The 17,418-nt window shown below is 70.5% G+C and carries 15 protein-coding genes; 1 reads left to right on the top strand and 14 read right to left on the bottom strand.

Translation table 11 applies throughout. The features are described from left to right. Nucleotides 1-34: 34 nt before the first annotated feature. The 5 genes from ACFY6U_RS14735 to ACFY6U_RS14715 form a co-directional block, all read right to left on the bottom strand. Entirely contained in the window at nt 35-1,621 is a 1,587-nt protein-coding gene (locus ACFY6U_RS14735; protein ID WP_390038113.1) for a Na+/H+ antiporter, read from the bottom strand. Between the two features lie 56 nt (nt 1,622-1,677). Further along, the gene (locus tag ACFY6U_RS14730) at nt 1,678-2,148 is read right to left on the bottom strand and encodes a GNAT family N-acetyltransferase (protein ID WP_390038111.1); all 471 of its coding nucleotides are present in this window, start codon (nt 2,146-2,148) and stop codon (nt 1,678-1,680) included. Next, on the bottom strand, nt 2,145-3,089 hold the full coding sequence (locus tag ACFY6U_RS14725; protein WP_390038109.1) for an RluA family pseudouridine synthase: 945 nt from the start codon (nt 3,087-3,089) through the stop codon (nt 2,145-2,147). Before ACFY6U_RS14725 ends, ACFY6U_RS14730 begins: the two co-directional genes overlap by 4 nt. A gap of 66 nt (nt 3,090-3,155) precedes the next feature. Further along, nucleotides 3,156-3,770, bottom strand: coding sequence for a signal peptidase II (lspA, locus tag ACFY6U_RS14720; RefSeq protein WP_351497033.1), 615 nt, complete (start codon nt 3,768-3,770; stop codon nt 3,156-3,158). 67 nt (nt 3,771-3,837) lie between these two features. Continuing rightward, entirely contained in the window at nt 3,838-4,686 is an 849-nt protein-coding gene (locus tag ACFY6U_RS14715; RefSeq protein ID WP_390038107.1) for a TraR/DksA family transcriptional regulator, read from the bottom strand. Between the two features lie 593 nt (nt 4,687-5,279). Here ACFY6U_RS14715 and ileS point away from each other — a divergent pair. Continuing rightward, nucleotides 5,280-8,423, top strand: coding sequence for an isoleucine--tRNA ligase (gene ileS / locus ACFY6U_RS14710; protein ID WP_390038105.1), 3,144 nt, complete (start codon nt 5,280-5,282; stop codon nt 8,421-8,423). 300 nt (nt 8,424-8,723) lie between these two features. Here ileS and ACFY6U_RS14705 read toward each other — a convergent pair whose 3' ends face one another. From ACFY6U_RS14705 to ftsW, 9 genes are all read right to left on the bottom strand, one after another. Next, a complete protein-coding gene (locus tag ACFY6U_RS14705) occupies nt 8,724-9,986 on the bottom strand; it encodes a DivIVA domain-containing protein (RefSeq protein ID WP_390038103.1) in 1,263 nt (420 codons plus the stop codon). Between the two features lie 55 nt (nt 9,987-10,041). Next, a complete protein-coding gene (locus ACFY6U_RS14700; protein WP_046729537.1) occupies nt 10,042-10,326 on the bottom strand; it encodes a YggT family protein in 285 nt (94 codons plus the stop codon). A gap of 52 nt (nt 10,327-10,378) precedes the next feature. Then, nucleotides 10,379-11,020, bottom strand: coding sequence for a cell division protein SepF (locus ACFY6U_RS14695; RefSeq protein ID WP_390038101.1), 642 nt, complete (start codon nt 11,018-11,020; stop codon nt 10,379-10,381). Between the two features lie 126 nt (nt 11,021-11,146). Then, nucleotides 11,147-11,866, bottom strand: a complete 720-nt coding sequence (locus ACFY6U_RS14690; RefSeq protein WP_390038099.1) for a YggS family pyridoxal phosphate-dependent enzyme — start codon at nt 11,864-11,866, stop codon at nt 11,147-11,149. Between the two features lie 6 nt (nt 11,867-11,872). Next, a complete protein-coding gene (gene pgeF, locus ACFY6U_RS14685; RefSeq protein ID WP_390038097.1) occupies nt 11,873-12,601 on the bottom strand; it encodes a peptidoglycan editing factor PgeF in 729 nt (242 codons plus the stop codon). 10 nt (nt 12,602-12,611) lie between these two features. Further along, a complete protein-coding gene (gene ftsZ, locus ACFY6U_RS14680; RefSeq protein ID WP_294009201.1) occupies nt 12,612-13,808 on the bottom strand; it encodes a cell division protein FtsZ in 1,197 nt (398 codons plus the stop codon). 278 nt (nt 13,809-14,086) lie between these two features. Beyond that, entirely contained in the window at nt 14,087-14,884 is a 798-nt protein-coding gene (locus ACFY6U_RS14675) for a cell division protein FtsQ/DivIB (RefSeq protein WP_390038649.1), read from the bottom strand. A gap of 29 nt (nt 14,885-14,913) precedes the next feature. Then, on the bottom strand, nt 14,914-16,002 hold the full coding sequence (gene murG, locus ACFY6U_RS14670) for an undecaprenyldiphospho-muramoylpentapeptide beta-N-acetylglucosaminyltransferase (protein ID WP_362581660.1): 1,089 nt from the start codon (nt 16,000-16,002) through the stop codon (nt 14,914-14,916). 6 nt (nt 16,003-16,008) lie between these two features. Then, nucleotides 16,009-17,364, bottom strand: coding sequence for a putative lipid II flippase FtsW (gene ftsW / locus ACFY6U_RS14665; RefSeq protein WP_390038094.1), 1,356 nt, complete (start codon nt 17,362-17,364; stop codon nt 16,009-16,011). Between the last annotated feature and the right edge of the window lie 54 nt (nt 17,365-17,418).

Below are 17,418 nucleotides of genomic sequence, written 5' to 3'. Positions count from 1 at the left end.
AACGACGGCACATCACGGCACCCCCAGCGGAGCGTCAGCGCAGGCTACGCACGTCCAGATGCCGCAGCACCCGGTCCACGATCTCCGGATCCGCCCCCGGCTCGCTCCGCGCCGCCAGCACCTCGTGCCGCGCCGCGCTCAGCATCTCCTGCTGGATCCGCCGCAACCGCTTCAGCCGCCGCATCCGCTTGTCGTGGCCCTCCCGCCGCTCGTCCTCGACCACGTCGGGGCTGATCCGGAACCCGATCTCGAAGGCCCGCCGCAGCATCTGCTCCGTCACGTCCTCGGGCAACTCCTCGACCTGCTCGATCTCCTTCAGACGCCGCCGTGCCGCCTTCGCCGCCCGTACCGCCAGCTCCTTCTCGATCTCCTTCTCGCGGTCGGTGTCGGCCCGCACCCCCAGCCGTTTCACCAGCCACGGCAGGGTCAGCCCCTGAAGGACCAGCGTCGCCATGATCACGCCGAAGGCGATGAAGACGACCACGTCCCGGTCCGGGAAGGCGGTTCCGTCGTCGGTCTTCAGCGGGATGGCCAGGGCCAGCGCCACCGACGCCACCCCGCGCATCCCGGACCACCACATCACGATGGTCTCCCGCCAGCTGGTCGGGATCTCCTCGTCGTAGTCCCGCCGGGCGTGCAGCCGCTTGGTCAGCCAGGTCGCCGGCAGCAGCCAGACCAGCCGCACCACGACCACCACGCCCACGATCGCGGCCGCCCAGCCGAGCAGCTCCCCCCAGCGGCCGGACGCCGTGCGGATCGCGTTGTGCAGCTCCAGGCCGATCAGCCCGAACGCGACACCCGTGACGAGCGTGTCGACGATGTCCCAGAAGGTGTATCCGGCGAGCCGGGTCATGACGTCGTCGGCGTCGGTCGCGTACTCGGCGATGAACAGGGCGGTGGTGAGCACGGCGAGGACGCCGGAGCCGTGCAGTTCCTCGGCGATGACGTAGGAGGCGTACGGGACGATCAGGGTCAGGCCGATCTGCAGGGTCGCGTCGCCGAGCACGTCCATCAGCTTGTTCGCGCCCCAGCCGAGCACCAGCCCCACGACGACCGCGACCACGGCGGACAGCAGGAAGTCCAGCCCGGCCCGCCACGGCGAGAACGTGCCGCTGACCACGGCCGCGATGGCCACGTGGTAGAGCACGATGGCCGTGACGTCATTGAAGAGGCCCTCGCCTTCCAGGATCGACACCAGCCGGCGCGGCAGCCCGAGCTGTCCGGCGACGGCGGTCGCGGCGACCGGGTCGGGCGGGGCGACCAGCGCGCCCAGCGCGATCGCGGCGGCGATCGGCAGTCCGGGCACGATCGCGTTGGCGACGACGGCCACGCACAGCGTGGTGACGAAGACCAGAGCCACGGCGAGCAGGAAGATCGGCCGTTTGTTGGCCGCGAACTGCCGCCAGGAGGTCCGCCGTACGGCGGCGTAGAGCAGCGGCGGCAGCAGGCCGGGCAGGATCAGCTCGGGCGGGATGTTCACGTTCGGCACGAAGTCGGCGACCGCGAGGACGATCCCGAACAACGTCATCAGCACGGGCGCCGGCAGTCCGAAGCGGTCCCCCACCGGAACGCTCACCAGGGCCCCGAGCAGCAGCACGAACAGAAGGGCCAACTGATCCACGGCCAGCGCTCCGGGTGTAGACGATCACACAGCGGGCCTCCAGCCTGCCATGCCGGCTACAGAACCCTGCGCATCCCCCGGTGCGGGATGCCCGCCTCCTCGTACTCCGGCCCGTACGGCTCGTAGCCCAGCCGCTCGTAGAAGCCCAGCGCGTGGGTCTGCGCGTGCAGGTCGACCGCGGTCAGGCCACGCGCGCGTGCGGCCTCCTCGACGGCCCGGACCAGGGCGACGCCCACGCCGAGGCCGTGGGCCTCCGCGGCGACCGCGAGGCGGCCCAGGGAGCCGAGGGACGGGTCGCCGCCGGTCTTGGCCGCGGCCGGCTCGCCGTGCAGCAGCCGGCCGGTGCCGAGCGGTACGCCGTCCTCGCGGACCGCCAGGACGTGCACGGCGAAGGGGTCGTACTCGTCGTACTCCAGGTCCTCGGGGACGCCCTGTTCGACCACGAAGACCTGCTTGCGCACCGCGAAGCACGCCTCCAGGTCGGCGGGGTCCCCGGCGACCCGCACCGCGTACGCGTGCGTGCTCATCCGTAGGTCTCCTCGCGGACCTGGTCGAGCGCCTTCTGCAGGTCGGCCGGGTAGTCGCTGGCGAACTCGACCCACTCGCCGTCCCCGGGGTGCTCGAAACCGAGCCGGACGGCGTGCAGCCACTGGCGGGTCAGGCGCAGCCGCTTGGCGAGCGTCGGGTCGGCGCCGTAGGTGAGGTCGCCGACGCAGGGGTGGCGGTGGGCGGCCATGTGGACGCGGATCTGGTGGGTGCGGCCGGTCTCCAGCTTCACGTCGAGCAGGGAGGCCGCGCGGAACGCCTCGATGAGGTCGTAGTGGGTCACGGAGGGCTTGCCGTCGGCCGTGACCGCCCACTTGTAGTCGTGCTGCGGGTGGCGGCCGATCGGGGCGTCGATGGTGCCGCTGGTCGGGTCGGGGTGGCCCTGCACGAGCGTGTGGTAGCGCTTGTCGACCGTGCGCTCCTTGAACTGGCGCTTCAGCGACGTGTACGCCCGCTCCGACTTGGCGACCGCCATCAGGCCCGACGTGCCGACGTCGAGGCGGTGCACGATGCCCTGGCGCTCGGCGGCGCCGGAGGTGGAGATGCGGTAGCCGGCGGCCGCCAGGCCGCCGATCACGGTCGGGCCGGTCCAGCCGGGGCTGGGGTGCGCGGCCACGCCGACCGGCTTGACGATCACGACCACGTCCTCGTCGTCGTGCACGATCTCCATGCCCTCGACGGGCTCCGCGGCGATCTGCACGGGCGCGGGCGCCCCCGGCATCTCGACCTCCAGCCAGGCCCCGCCGTGCACCCGCTCGGACTTGCCGACCACCGAGCCGTCGACCTGCACCTTTCCCGCCGCGGCCAGCTCGGCCGCCTTGGTGCGGGAGAAGCCGAACATGCGGGAGATGGCGGCGTCGACGCGCTCGCCCTCCAGGCCGTCGGGCACGGGCAGGGTTCGGATCTCGGGAAGCGTACTCACCCGTCGAGTATGCCGGACAGCGCCGACGGCCCCGTACGCAAGCCCCTGAAGCCCCTGGGGCCGCCCTCAGTCCTTGTGGACGGTCCCGTCGGGGTCCAGGCCGCGGAAGGAGAGCAGCACGATCAGGACGCCGCCGCAGACGATCGCGGAGTCGGCCAGGTTGAACACCGCGAAGCCCTTGGGCGCGATGAAGTCGACGACCTGGCCCTCGAAGATCCCCGGCGAGCGGAAGATCCGGTCGGTGAGGTTGCCGAGCGCGCCGCCGAGCAGCAGGCCGAGCGCGACCGCCCAGGGGAAGCTGTACAGCTTGCGGGCCAGCCGGAAGATCACGACGATCACGGCCGCCGCGATCACCGTGAAGATGATCGTGAAGGCGCCGCCGAAGCCGAAGGCCGCGCCCGGGTTGCGGATCGCGTGGAACTCCAGCCAGTCGCCGATGACCTCGATCGGCGCGTGGTGCTCCAGCTTCGCGACCACGATCATCTTGCTGACCAGGTCGAGGGCGTACGCGAAGGCGGCCACCGCGAAGAGCACGGCGATCCGGCGCCCGCGGCCGGGCCGCCGGTCCGCGGTGGACTGCTGATCCGCACCGGACGCCTCGGCCGCGCCGGGCGCCGCCGTCCGCTCGCCGCCGTCGTCCGGGGTGCCCGGCGTACCGATGATGCGTTCCGCCTCTGCCACGTGAGTCCCTCAACCTAGGTGCCTGCCTCGGGACGAGACTACGGCACGCCCCAGGGGACCCCGATGCTCAGTAGCGGCGTTCCTGCTTCTGCTTGCACTCGACGCACAGGGTGGCCCTCGGGAAGGCCTGCATCCGGGCCTTGCCGATGGGGTTCCCGCAGTTCTCGCAGAGGCCGTAGGTGCCCGCGTCGAGCTTCTGCAGGGCGCGTTCGGTCTGTTCGAGCATCTCGCGCGCGTTGGCGGCCAGCGCCAGTTCGTGCTCGCGGGTGATGTTCTTGGTGCCGGTGTCGGCCTGGTCGTCACCCGCGCCGTCCCCGGAGTCCCGCATCAGCCCGGCCAGGGCGCTCTCGGACGCCTCGAGCTCGGCGCGCAGCCGCATCGCCTCGGCCGTCAGCTCGGTGCGCGCCTCCGCGACCTCCGCCGGCGTCCACGGGTCCTCGCCGGGACGCACCGCGAGTTCGCCCGGAGCCGCTGTGGCGACCCGCGCCTTGGGGAGGGCGGTGTCCGCCGCCGCGGCCGTGCCAGGAGTCTTCTTCGCAACCACCGTCGTGGCTCCCGTCTGCTTCGCGGCCCGCGCCGCGCCCGCTTTCTTGGCCGTGCTCTTCTTGGCCGTGCTCTTCTCCGCCGCGGTCTTCGTCGCCGCGGTCCTGGACGCGCTCTTCTCCGCCTTCTCCGACTTCGCCCCGTCGGCCTTCTTCGCGGTGGCCTTCTTCTCAGCCGCCTTTCTCACGGGCGCCTTTTTCGCGGTCTCCTTCTTGGCGGAGCCCTTTTCACCCGGTGTTCTCCTGGAAGGAGCCGCCGCTGCCGCGCGCGTGCCCTGCTTTCCGCCGCCCCCTTCGGTGTCGCCGTCGGAGGCAGCCGCGCCCCTGGACCGGCCGGGCGCCGGCTGCTGTACGGCGGTCTTCTTCGCCACCATGGCCGCAGCCCCTTCACATATTGTGATCTTGCACGCGAATCGTGCTGGGACGATAAATCGACTTGAGTCCCGCGGCAACGGGGCACGCCGCCCGATCCGCCTGCCCCGCACCCCCCACGCAGCAGGTATGCATGCGTTGTGCCCAGCTCCCCGCGCGGTAATCCGCCGAGCAGGACATCCCAGGATGCGAACACGCGTACCTCGCCATTCGGGTCATCCCGGCAGGCGGACCGCTCCGCTCCTGCGGCGCCCGGAAAACCGGTCGGCCGCTGTCCGTGCGGCGCCGTACACTGGGCGGAGCGAGAAGCGTGGATGGGGACGAGTAGCGCCGTACGCAGCCCAGAGCGACCCGGGGACGGTGGAAGCCCGGGGGCGAGCGCGACGTGAAGATCACCCCGGAGCCGCCGGAAGAAAGCCCCGCACGGGCCAGTAGAGCCGGCTTCGCGACCCCAATGAGGGGGCTCACCGGCGCGTACGGCGTCCGGAGGGCCAAGGAGGGTGGTACCGCGGGAGCGCGCCGCACACGGCGTACGGAAGTCAAGGCTCTCGTCCCTCCGACGGAAGGCAGCAAGTCCGTTGGAGGAAGCTCGCAGATGACAGCGCCGACGTACCGCCATGTGCCCGCCCAGGTCGACCTGCCCGCCCTCGAGCACGCCGTGCTCGACTTCTGGCGCGAGCAGAAGATCTTCGCCAAGACCCTGGAGCAGTCCGAGGGCCGCCCCGAGTGGGTGTTCTACGAGGGCCCGCCCACCGCCAACGGCATGCCCGGCGCCCATCACATCGAGGCGCGCGTCTTCAAGGACGTCTTCCCCCGCTTCCGCACCATGCGCGGCTACCACGTGGCCCGCAAGGCCGGCTGGGACTGCCACGGCCTGCCCGTCGAGCTCGCGGTCGAGAAGGAGCTGGGCTTCAGCGGCAAGCCGGACATCGAGAAGTACGGCATCGCCGAGTTCAACGCCAGGTGCCGGGAGTCGGTGACCCGCCACACCGACGCCTTCGAGGCGCTGACGACCCGCATGGGGTACTGGACCGACCTGGACGACGCCTATCGCACGATGGACCCCGAGTACATCGAGTCGGTCTGGTGGTCGCTGAAGACGATCTTCGACAAGGGGCTGCTGGTCCAGGACCACCGCGTCGCCCCCTGGTGCCCGCGGTGCGGCACCGGCCTGTCCGACCACGAGCTGGCGCAGGGCTACGAGACGGTCGTCGACCCCTCCGTGTACGTCCGTTTCCCGCTCACCTCCGGTCCGCTCGCCGGTCAGGCCGCGCTCCTGGTGTGGACGACCACCCCGTGGACCCTGGTGTCCAACACGGCGGTCGCCGCGCACCCGGAGGTCACCTATGTCGTCGCGACCAACGGCGAGGAGCAGCTCGTCGTCGCCGAGCCGCTGCTCGCCAAGGCGCTCGGCGAGGGCTGGGAGACCACGGGCCAGACCTTCACCGGCGCCGAAATGGAGCGCTGGACCTATCAACGTCCGTTCGAGCTCGTGGAGTTCCCGGAACCGGCGCATTACGTCGTGAACGCGGAGTACGTCACGACCGAGGACGGTACGGGTCTGGTCCACCAGTCCCCCGCCTTCGGTGAGGACGACCTCAGGGTCTGCCGCGCCTACGGCCTGCCGGTGGTGAACCCGGTCCGCCCGGACGGCACCTTCGAGGAGGACGTGCCCCTGGTCGGCGGCGTCTTCTTCAAGAAGGCCGACGAACAGCTCACCGAGGATCTCAAGCAGCGCGGCCTCCTCTTCAAGCACCTGCCGTACGAACACAGCTACCCGCACTGCTGGCGTTGCCACACCGCGCTGCTCTACTACGCGCAGCCGTCCTGGTACATCCGCACGACGGCGATCAAGGACCGCCTGCTCGCGGAGAACGAGAAGACGAACTGGTTCCCGGAGACGGTCAAGCACGGCCGGTACGGGGACTGGCTGAACAACAACATCGACTGGGCGCTGTCCCGCAACCGCTACTGGGGCACCCCGCTGCCGATCTGGCGCTGCGAGGAGGACCACCTCACCGTGGTCGGCTCCCGCGCGGAGCTGACCGAGCTGACCGGCACCGACCAGTCGGAGCTGGACCCGCACCGCCCGTTCATCGACGAGGTCACCTTCGCGTGCCGCCACGACGGCTGCGGCAGGACGGCCACGCGCGTGCCGGAGGTCATCGACGCCTGGTACGACTCGGGTTCGATGCCGTTCGCGCAGTGGGGCTACCCGTACAAGAACAAGGAGCTGTTCGAGGGCCGGTACCCGGCGCAGTTCATCTCCGAGGCGATCGACCAGACGCGCGGGTGGTTCTACACACTGATGGCCGTCGGCACGCTGGTCTTCGACCAGTCGTCGTACGAGAACGTGGTCTGCCTGGGGCACATCCTCGCCGAGGACGGCCGCAAGATGTCCAAGCACCTGGGCAACATCCTGCAGCCGATCCCGTTGATGGACCAGCACGGCGCGGACGCGGTGCGCTGGTTCATGGCGGCCGGCGGATCCCCGTGGGCGGCCCGCCGGGTCGGGCACGGCACGATCCAGGAGGTCGTCCGCAAGACGCTGCTGACGTACTGGAACACGGTCGCCTTCCAGGCGCTGTACGCCCGTACGTCGAACTGGGCGCCGTCCGCGGCGGACCCGGCCCCGGCCGACCGCCCGGTCCTGGACCGCTGGCTGCTCTCCGAACTGCACGCGCTCACCGACCAGGTGACGCAGGCGCTGGAGGCGTACGACACCCAGCGCGCCGGCAAGCTGCTGTCGGCGTTCGTCGACGACCTGTCCAACTGGTACGTCCGCCGTTCTCGGCGCCGCTTCTGGCAGGGCGACAAGGCCGCGCTGCGTACGCTGCACGAGGTCGTGGAGACCGTCACCAAGCTGATGGCCCCGCTGACCCCGTTCATCACCGAGCGGGTGTGGCAGGACCTGGTGGCGCCGGTGACCCCGGGGGCGCCGGAGTCGGTGCACCTGTCGTCCTGGCCGGAGGCGGACCTGTCCGCGATCGACCCGGAGCTGTCGAAGCAGATGGTTCTGGTACGACGGCTCGTGGAACTCGGCCGGGCCACGCGCGCGGAGTCGGGTGTCAAGACGCGGCAGCCGCTGTCCCGGGCGCTGGTCGCGGCGGTCGGTTTCGACGCGCTCGACCGGGAGTTGCACGGGCAGATCACCGAGGAGCTGAACGTCTCCTCGCTGGCGTCCCTCTCCGAGGTGGGCGGCTCGCTGGTCGACACGACCGCGAAGGCCAACTTCCGGGCGCTCGGCAAGCGGTTCGGCAAGCGGGTGCAGGAGGTCGCCAAGGCGGTCGCCGCGGCGGATGCGGCCGCGCTGTCGCTGGCGCTGCGCGAGGGCACGGCGTCGGTCGAGGTCGAGGGCGAGACGGTGACGCTGGCGCCGGACGAGGTGATCATCACGGAGACGCCTCGTGAGGGCTGGTCGGTGGCGTCGGACTCCGGTGCGACCGTTGCGCTCGACCTGGAGATCACGGAGGAGCTGCGGCAGGCGGGGCTCGCCCGGGACGCGATCCGGCTGATCCAGGAGGCGCGCAAGAACAGCGGGCTGGACGTGGCCGACCGGATCGCGCTCAGGTGGGTGTCGACCGACCCGGCGGTGATCGCGGCGCTGGCGGAGCACGCTGCGTTGATCGCCGACGAGGTGTTGGCGACCGACTTCTCCCAGGGCGAGGGGGATGACGGGTACGGCGCTCCCTTCACCGACGAGGGGCTCTCGCTGACGTTCCGCCTGCGCAAGGCGTAGCCGCCGGCCTGTTCGAGAAGGGGCCCGGTCTCCACGGTGGGGATCGGGCCCCCTTGTGTGTGCGGGTCGGAGCGCCCGCCGTGCGCGGTTCCCCGCGCCCCTTCAAGCACACCCCCCTCGCACCCTCGGGTCGGAGCCCCGAGCGTGCGCGGTTCCCCGCGCCTCTGGTGGGGTCGGTGGGCGCTCCTGAGAGGCGGGGTGGTTGCACAACCCGCGTAAAAAGGGCGGGGCCCCGGATCGGAATCCGGGGCCCCGCCCTTTGGTGCTCTGCCGACGGCTACGCGCGCTACGCGCCCGCCGTCAGTTGTCGTCCTCGTCGATGAGGAAGCCGCGCATCGGGGACGGCGCCTGGCCCATCGGAGAGGGGCCCTGCGGGCGTACCGGTGCCATCGGCTGGGTCATCGCCGGCGTCATCTGCTGCTGGCCGCCGTAGGACGGGGCAGCGGGGGACGGGGCGCCCATCGACGGGTTGCCGCCGTAGGACGGGGCGCTCGCGCCGGCCGGGGCCATGGAGGGCGCCGGGGACGGCGGGAGGGAGGCCGCGGCCGGGGTGCGCGGCGGCGCCAGGGAGTCGTCGGCCTGGGTCTCCAGCTGACGCAGCTGGGACTCGAGGTACGACTTCAGACGCGTGCGGTACTCGCGCTCGAAGCCGCGCAGGTCCTCGACCTTGCGCTCCAGCGTGGCGCGGGCGGACTCCAGGGAGCCCATCGCGACGCGGTGCTTCTCCTGCGCGTCCCGCTCCAGCGCGTCGGCCTTGGCACGGGCGTCACGCTCCAGACCCTCGGCGCGACTGCGGGCCTCGCCGACGATCTTGTTGGCCTCGGAGCGGGCCTCGGCGATCGCCTGGTCGGCGGTCTGCTGGGCCAGCGAGAGGACACGGGCGGCGCTGTCGCCACCGGGGCCCTGACCGGGGCCGCCCATCGGACCGCCCATGGGGCCGCCCATCGGACCACCCATCTGCTGCTGCATGGGGGGCTGGCCACCCATGGGGCCCATGCCCTGGCCCATCGGGCCGGGACCCTGGCCCATCGGACCCTGGCCCATCGGTCCGGGACCCTGGCCCATCGGACCCTGGCCCATCGGACCGGGACCCTGCGGACCGCCCTGGCCACTGGGACCGGCCGGCAGCTGCGGGGCGCCGCTCGGCAGCTGCGGGGGACCGCCCATGGGGCCACCCATCTGCTGCTGCGGCGGGCCCGATATGCCGGCGGGCACCGGAGCGCCGGGACCTCGCATACCCTGCTGCGGCATGCCGCCCTGAGGCATGCCCTGCTGCGGCATACCACCCTGCTGAGGCATGCCCTGCTGGGGCATCCCGCCCTGAGGCATGCCGCCCTGCTGGTCCTGCTGCTCCGGAGGCTTGCGCATGTTCTGCTGGTTCTGGGCAGCAGCGCGCGTGGCCGCGGCCAGCTTGGCGCGCAGGTCCTCGTTCTCGCGGAGCAGGCGCGTCAGTTCGGCTTCGACCTCATCGAGGAAGGCATCGACCTCGTCCTCGTCATAGCCTTCTCGGAGGCGGACGGTCGTGAACTGCTTGTTCCGCACGTCCTCGGGGGTCAACGGCATCTCTTCACCTCAACGTAGTCGTCGGCATCGGCAAGACGGTAGGTCACATCGCTCATCACAGCCGACCAACGATCGCGATCAGGATGTAGACGATGATCATCAGTACGAAGAAGGACAGGTCGAGCGCCACGCCCCCGAGACGCAGCGGCGGGATGAACCGCCGCAGAAGCTTGAGCGGTGGATCGGTGACAGTGTAGGTGGCCTCAAGTACGACCACCATCGCCTTGCCGGGTTGCCATGAGCGGGCGAACTGGAACACGTAGTCCATGACCAACCGGAAGATGAGCACGATGAGGAAGCACATCAGCGCGATGTAGATCACATCCAGGAACACGCTCATGGTCCGTGCTTTCCCTCTCCCCTGTTTCCGTGCCTCGTACCGGTCTTGCGTCTCAGCTCTGGTTGAAGAACCCGCCCTCTGCGATGCGGGCCTTGTCCTCCGCCGTGACATCGACGTTAGCAGGCGACAACAGGAACACCTTCTGCGTCACCCGCTCGATGCTGCCGTGAAGACCAAACACCAAACCGGCCGCAAAGTCGACAAGTCGCTTCGCGTCTGTGTCATCCATCTCAGTCAGATTCATGATCACCGGGGTGCCCTCACGGAAGTGTTCCCCGATGGTACGGGCCTCGTTGTAGGTCCGGGGGTGAAGCGTGGTGATCCGGTAAGGCTCTCGTTCCGACACGACCTTGGGCATGATCACCGGTGCGTTCTTCTCCAGGCTTGCGCGTTCTTGTGTGATGGACGCCACGGGGGCGATGCGCGCCGGGCGTCCCGATTCCGCGGGGAGCACAGCGGAATGCGACACCGGTTCGCGTGGGGGCGACGGCTGTACCACTCGTACCGAATCGTCCCTTTGGGACTGGTGTGAACCGTGGGACTGATGTGACGGCTCGTGCCGTCGATGATCCCGCTCCGGCTCCGGGTCCAGTTCGGGCTCGAAGTCGTCGTCGGGGTCGAATCCGCGGCCGTCGTACCCATCGTCCTCCACGAGGCCGAGGTAGACCGCCATCTTGCGCATCGCGCCGGCCATGCTCTGAGTCCTCCGCTCTGTGGTGGATCGGTGACGACTGCCAAGTCCCGCGATCCACACGGCCGTTGTGCCCGTCTTGGGCGGCATTGACCATATTTTCTGCTGTGGTCCGACTTCCTGGCGACGTTACCCGAGCCTGGGGCGGACTCCGAGTACCGCGGTGCCGACGCGTACATGTGTCGCCCCGGCGGCCACGGCTTCCTCAAGGTCCGCACTCATCCCTGCGGAGACCATGTTCGCAGCCGGATGGGCCCGGCGCAGGTCAGTCGACAAATCCATCAACCGCTCGAACGCCGCGCGTTGGCGCCCCGCGTACTCCCCGGTGAGCGGAGCGACGGTCATGAGGCCGTCGAGCCGCAGTCCCGGCGAGCCGGCGACGAGGGCGGCCAACTCTTCGATTCCGCCCGGCGCCACACCGCCGCGCTCCCCCCTGCCGCTCGCGCCCGCGTCGAGCGCGACCTGGAGGAGACAGCCGACCTCGCGCCCGGCCCGCACCGCCTCTCTGGACAGCGCGTCCACGAGCTTGGCGCGATCGACCGACTGCACGAGATCCGCATAACCCACTACGGATCGCACTTTATTGGTCTGCAATTGACCGACAAAGTGCCAAACCAGGGGCAGATCCGAACATTCGGCGGCCTTGGGGGCCGCGTCCTGGTCCCGGTTCTCGGCGACATGGCGCACCCCGAGCCCCGACAGGATCCGCACGTCGCTCGCCGGGTAGGTCTTGGTGACCACGATCAGGGTCACCTCTTCCCGCTTGCGCCCGGCCGCCGTGCAGGCGGCGGCGATACGCTCCTCCACTTTCGCCAGGTTTCCGGCGAGTTCGGTCTTACGGTCCGTCATGCCCCATCAGTCCAGCCACACATAGCCGGCGAGCCGCCCGGTGGTGCGGTCCCGCCGGTACGAGAAGTGATCGCCCGACTCCAGCGTGCACACCGGCGACTGCGCCCGGTCGAGCACTCCGGCGCGCACGAGCTGTGCGTGCACTCCGGCGCTCACGTCCACCGCCGGAGTGCCCCAGCTGGTCTCGGCGTGCGCCGTCGGCTCGACGGCGGCCACCTCGGCGCGCATCGCCTCCGGTACTTCGTAGCACCGGCCGCAGACGGCGGGTCCGGTGCGGGCGACGATCCGGGCCGGGTCGGCACCGAGTTCCGTCATGGCGCGTACCGCGGCGGGGACGACTCCGGCGATCATGCCGGGCCGGCCCGCGTGGGCGGCCGCCACGATCCCGGCGGCCGGGTCGGCGAGCAGGACCGGCGTGCAGTCGGCGGTGAGCACGGCGAGGGCGAGCCCCCGGCGCGCGGTGACCACCGCGTCGACCTCCGGTACCGGCCGGTCTCCCCAGGGCTCGTCCACGACGGCCACGTCGTTCCCGTGGACCTGGTTCATCCAGACCACCCGGGCGGGGTCCAGGCCGAGCGACTTGGCGGCGATCTCCCGGTTGGTCCGTACCACGCCGGGGTCGTCGCCGACCGCCCCGCCCAGGTTGAGCTCCTCGTACGGAGCGGCGCTCACCCCGCCCCACCTGTCGGTGAAGGCGAAGTGCGCGCCGCTCACGGTCTCGCGCTGTCCTATCACGTCGTAAGGATCACTTGAGGAAGTCCGGTACGTCCAGTTCCTCGGCCGCGCTGTCCGTGTAGGTCCGCGACGGCGGGACCGGCGGGGCGACCGGGATGTCGGCCACCGGCTCGGGCGCCGGCTCCGGCTCCTCCTTCGGGGTCACGCTGCCGAGCGAGCCGAAGGAGGGGCGCTCGGGCTCCCGCCGGGCCGGCGCGGGCTCGTCGCGGCGGGCGGAGGCCGAGGACGAGCCGAGGACGTTGTCCCGGCGGGCCGGGGGCTGGCCCCCGTCGAAGCCGGCCGCGATGACGGTGACGCGGACCTCGTCACCGAGGGCGTCGTCGATGACCGCGCCGAAGATGATGTTGGCCTCGGGGTGGGCGGCCTCGCTCACCAGCTGGGCGGCCTCGTTGATCTCGAACAGGCCGAGGTCGGAGCCGCCGGAGATGGAGAGCAGCACGCCCCGGGCACCGTCGATGGAGGCCTCCAGGAGCGGCGAGGAGATCGCCATCTCGGCGGCGGCCACCGCGCGGTCGTCGCCGCGGGCCGAGCCGATGCCCATGAGGGCCGAACCGGCTTCCGACATGACCGACTTGACGTCGGCGAAGTCGAGGTTGATCAGGCCGGGGGTGGTGATGAGGTCGGTGATGCCCTGGACACCGGAGAGCAGGACCTGGTCGGCCGACTTGAAGGCGTCGAGCACCGAGACCTGGCGGTCCGAGATGGACAGCAGCCGGTCGTTCGGGATGACGATGAGGGTGTCGACCTCTTCGCGGAGTTCGGCGATGCCGTCCTCGGCCTGGTTGGCGCGGCGCCGGCCCTCGAAGGTGAAGGGGCGGGTGACCACGCCGATGGTGAGGGCGCCCAGCGAGCGCGCGATGTTGGCCACGACGGGCGCGCCGCCGGTGCCGGTGCCGCCGCCTTCGCCGGCCGTCACGAAGACCATGTCGGCCCCCTTGAGAACCTCCTCGATCTCCTCGCGGTGGTCCTCGGCGGCCTTGCGGCCGACGGCCGGGTTGGCGCCGGCGCCGAGTCCGCGGGTGAGTTCACGGCCGACGTCGAGCTTGACGTCGGCGTCGCTCATCAACAGCGCCTGTGCGTCGGTGTTGATGGCGATGAACTCGACGCCCTTGAGACCGACCTCGATCATCCGGTTGATGGCATTGACACCACCGCCGCCGACACCGATGACCTTGATGACTGCGAGGTAGTTCTGCGGTGCTGCCACGTCGAAGGCCTCTCGCCTCGAATTACGTTGCCGTCCACGTACGGTGCCCCGCGCGGGACGGCAGATGCCGATTGGGACGGTCCGTAGCGCCGACCCGAACCCTAACGTTGAAGTTTAGGGTTACCAGTGTGTCCGTTCCTTGAAGTCTTCTGAACAGGACACTAAGTCGACAAGTGGCGCCCGTTCAACGAACACGCCGAACCTCCCGTTTTTCTTTTCACCCTATGTGATCAGCCGTAGCAGTGCCCAACCAGGGTGCTGGCCTGCGCTGATGTGCGTCAACTCGCCGATGACGCAGGGGCGGTGGGAACACTCACGTCGAAGTGCCGGGCACCGGAGGCGGCTTTCAGGAGTGCGGTGAGCGTGCGCGCCTTCGCGGCGCCGTTCTCGGAACTGCCCCACTCCACGACGCGGCCGCCGCCCAACTCCAGCGAGATGTCGTCGTAGGAACGAACCTTGAGGGTCCGGGTGTCCCGGCGGACGGCGGCCGGAACGGCACGCGCGACGTCGACCGCCTCCCGCACCAGCCGGTCGGTGCCGAACCGGCGCAGGCTGGCGGTGGCCGAGCCCGACCGGGACAGACTCAGTTCCAGCGCCGGAACGCCTTTCGGTGCCTCGGGAACCGTGGCGAACCGGACGCCTTCCTTGTCCACTTCGGTGAAATTTCCGCCCTTTTCGATGAGCAGCACGGGAGTACGCTCGGCCACTTTCAGCCCGATTCCGCGGGGCCAGGAACGGACGACGTCCACCGTGTCGATGCGGGGCAGTTTCCGGCGCAGCCGGGCCTCGATCCCGTCGGTGTCGACGGAGACCAGCGGTGCCCCGACGGGGACGTCCGCGGCCTCGAGGACCTCCTCGGGGGTCAGAACGGCCGTACCGGACACGGAGACATGGCGCACCCGCAGCCACGGGGAGCCGTACAGCAGCCAGACGGAGCCGGAGCCGAGGAGCACCACGGACAGCACCAGAATGACGATCCTACGAAAGCGGCGGTTGCGCAGCCGGCGGACGAGCGGCGGGCCGGACGACTCCTGCTGGCGTTCACCGCGTTCGGCGGTGGTGGTCGGTCCGGCCACGCTGCTCACTTGCCTTTCGTCATACGGTCCTAACGGCTCGAGGCGATCGCCTCGTACACCATGCCGACGAGCAGGTCGTCGGCGTCCCGGCGGCCGAACTCGCTCGCCGCGCGGGACATCTCGTACAGCCGGTGCGGATCGGCGAGCACGGGCAGGACGTTCTGCTGCACCCACTCCGGGGTGAGTTCCGCGTCGTCGACCAGCAGGCCGCCGCCGGCCTTGACCACCGGCTGGGCGTTCAGCCGCTGTTCGCCGTTGCCGATGGGCAGCGGGACATAGGCGGCCGGGAGTCCGACGGCGGAGAGTTCGGCGACGGTCATCGCGCCCGCACGGCAGAGCATCATGTCGGCCGCGGCGTACGCGAGGTCCATCCGGTCCAGGTAACTTACCGGGATGTACGGGGGCATTCCCGGCATCTGGTGCACCTGCGGCAGTTCGTTCTTCGGGCCGACCGCGTGCAGGATCTGGATGCCGGCCTGCTGCAGCCAGGGCGCGACCTGCTGGACGACCTCGTTGAGGCGGCGGGCGCCCTGGGAGCCGCCGGAGACCAGCAGCGTCGGCAGGTTGGGGTCGAGGCCGAAGCGGTGGCGGGCCTCGGGACGGGCGGCGGCCCGGTCCAGGGTGGCGATGGAGCGGCGCAGCGGGATACCGATGTAGCGGGCGTCGCGCAGCTTGCTGTCCGGGGTGGAGACGGCGACCTTGGCGGCGTACCGGGAGCCGATCTTGTTGGCGAGGCCGGGGCGGGCGTTGGCCTCGTGGATCACGATCGGCACACCGAGGCGCTTGGCCGCGAGGTACGCGGGCAGGGCGACGTAGCCGCCGAAGCCGGCGACGCAGTCCGCCTTGGTGCGCTCCAGGATCTGCTCGGCGGCCTTGATGGTGCCGCGCAGCCGGCCGGGCACGGTGATCAGTTCGGGGGTGGGCCTGCGGGGCAGCGGCACCGCCGGGATCAGCGCCAGCTCGTAGCCGCGCTGCGGGACGAGCGTGGTCTCCAGGCCGCGTTCCGTGCCCAGGGCCGTGATCCCCACGGTGGGGTCCTGCCTGCGCAGGGCGTCCGCGAGGGCGAGCGCGGGCTCGATGTGGCCGGCGGTCCCCCCACCAGCGAGTACGACATGCACCGAAATTCACCGCTCTCCGGACGAGCGCGCCGCCGAGGCACGCCGTCGCATCGTGTTCCATCTCCGAGCCCCCTGAGGGCCCCCGGCTCCCCGCTTTCTACCAAAGCGAGGTTGCCGCATCGCAAGCGCCGCCCGCGCAGCGGGCTCGTCGCGCGCGAAGGCGATCAGCAGCCCGATGGCGAACATGGTCGGCAGCAGGGCGGAGCCTCCGTAGGAGAACAGCGGGAGGGGGACGCCGGCGATCGGCAGCAGGCCGAGCACCGCACCGATGTTGATCACCGCCTGGGCGGTGATCCAGGTGGTCACGCCTCCCGCGGCGTACCTCACGAAGGGGTCCTCCGTGCGTCCGGCCACGCGGATACCCGCATAGCCTAGAGCCGCGAAGAGGGCCAGTACCGACAGCGTCCCCGCCAGGCCCAGTTCCTCACCGGTGACGGCGAAGATGAAGTCGGTGTGGGCTTCGGGGAGTTGTCCCCATTTCTCCACACTCGCGCCGAGGCCGGATCCGAAAAGTCCGCCGGAGGCCAGGGCGTAGATGCCATGAACCGCCTGCCAGCAGTCGGCGACGCCGCTCCTCGGCTCGGTGGCGCCGATGCAGGCGAGCCGGGCCATGCGGTTGGGGCTGGTCTTGATGAGGATCACACCGAGCAGGCCCGCGATGGACAGCACACCGGCGAACAGCCGGGTCGGCGCCCCCGCCAGCCACAGCAGGCCGAACAGGATCGCAGTCAGGATGATCGCCGTGCCCATGTCGCCGCCGAGCATGATCAGCCCGAGCAGCAGGAAGCTCACCGGAACGAGCGGCACCAGCATGTGCTTCCACTGGGTCAGCAGCCGCTTCTCCTGTTTGCGCGCCATCAGGTCGGCGCCCCACAGCACCAGGGCGAGCTTGCCGAACTCGCTGGGCTGGATCTGGAAGGAGCCGCCGAGGGAGATCCAGTTCTGGTTGCCGTTGACGGACATCCCTATCCCCGGCACCTGCACCAGCGCCATCATGAAGACGGCTCCGGCGAGGATCGGGTAGGCGAGCGCCCGGTGCAGTTTCACCGGCATGCGGGACGCCACGAACAGCAGAACGCCCCCGATGCAGGCGGCCAGGAACTGCTTCCGGAAGAAGAACGATCCCGGCAGCGACATCTGCAGCGCGGTGATCTGGGAGGCCGAGTAGACCATCACCAGACCCAGGACGATGATGAGCAGGCTGCCGCCGAGGATCAGGTAGTACGCGGTGAGCGGCCGGTCCCAGGCCCGGTGGGCGCGCGTGTAGAACCGCCGCAGCGGGTTCTCGCGCGAGGCGCGGGGCGCGGCGGGGCGGCGGACCGCCCGCTGTACGGGCGGCCGGCCGGTGCGGCTACCGGGCATCAACGCCTCCGCTGAACGTCGACGGTCCCACGCGTCCCTCCCAAGGTCGCCCGG

Source organism: Streptomyces sp. NPDC013157, assembly GCF_042899865.1.
Lineage (GTDB): Bacteria > Actinomycetota > Actinomycetes > Streptomycetales > Streptomycetaceae > Streptomyces.
Note: the sequence above shows the minus strand (reverse complement) of the source record. Positions and strands in the feature narration are given on the sequence as shown.

Excerpts from the sequence above, each read along its gene's own strand:
- ACFY6U_RS14730 (WP_390038111.1), bottom strand. The coding sequence starts at position 2,148 with ATGAGCACGCACGCGTACGCGGTGCGGGTCGCCGGGGACCCCGCCGAC.
- ACFY6U_RS14715 (WP_390038107.1), bottom strand. The coding sequence starts at position 4,686 with ATGGTGGCGAAGAAGACCGCCGTACAGCAGCCGGCGCCCGGCCGGTCC.
- ileS (WP_390038105.1), top strand. The coding sequence starts at position 5,280 with ATGACAGCGCCGACGTACCGCCATGTGCCCGCCCAGGTCGACCTGCCC.
- ACFY6U_RS14705 (WP_390038103.1), bottom strand. The coding sequence starts at position 9,986 with ATGCCGTTGACCCCCGAGGACGTGCGGAACAAGCAGTTCACGACCGTC.
- ACFY6U_RS14700 (WP_046729537.1), bottom strand. The coding sequence starts at position 10,326 with ATGAGCGTGTTCCTGGATGTGATCTACATCGCGCTGATGTGCTTCCTC.
- ACFY6U_RS14695 (WP_390038101.1), bottom strand. The coding sequence starts at position 11,020 with ATGGCCGGCGCGATGCGCAAGATGGCGGTCTACCTCGGCCTCGTGGAG.
- ACFY6U_RS14690 (WP_390038099.1), bottom strand. The coding sequence starts at position 11,866 with ATGACGGACCGTAAGACCGAACTCGCCGGAAACCTGGCGAAAGTGGAG.
- ftsW (WP_390038094.1), bottom strand. The coding sequence starts at position 17,364 with ATGCCCGGTAGCCGCACCGGCCGGCCGCCCGTACAGCGGGCGGTCCGC.